This is a genomic window from Emticicia sp. W12TSBA100-4 (assembly GCF_040253585.1).
Classification (GTDB): Bacteria; Bacteroidota; Bacteroidia; order Cytophagales; family Spirosomataceae; genus Emticicia.
This window is the reverse complement of record NZ_JBELAU010000089.1, coordinates 1-370: the sequence shown is the minus strand read 5'-3', so window position 1 is coordinate 370 and position 370 is coordinate 1. Positions and strand designations below refer to the sequence as shown.

The 370-nt window shown below is 47.6% G+C and carries 1 protein-coding gene; it reads left to right on the top strand.

The window, feature by feature from the left end:
* Nucleotides 1-370 (top strand): SprB repeat-containing protein (locus ABR854_RS25880; RefSeq protein WP_350268741.1); only part of this gene is annotated, 370 nt, incomplete at both ends.

The following is a 370-nucleotide window of genomic DNA, read 5'->3' as shown; positions in this document are numbered from 1 at the left end:
TGTAGCAGCTCCAGTAGTGGTCAATGCTTCGTGTTTTGGTACAGCCACAGGCAGTGTAACATTAACAGCTTCGGGTGGCACCAGTCCTTATCAATATCAACAAGGGACAGGGAGTTTTGTATCGACGAATGCCTTTACAGGCTTAGCCGCAGGAACCTATAGTTTTACGGTACAAGATTCCAAAGGTTGTAGTGTAACCACGAGTGCAACGGTAACGCAACCAGTAGCGGCATTAAGTGTAGCAGCTCCAGTAGTGGTCAATGCTTCGTGTTTTGGTACAGCCACAGGCAGTGTAACATTAACAGCTTCGGGTGGCACCAGTCCTTATCAATATCAGCAAGGGACAGGGAGTTTTGTATCAACGAATGCC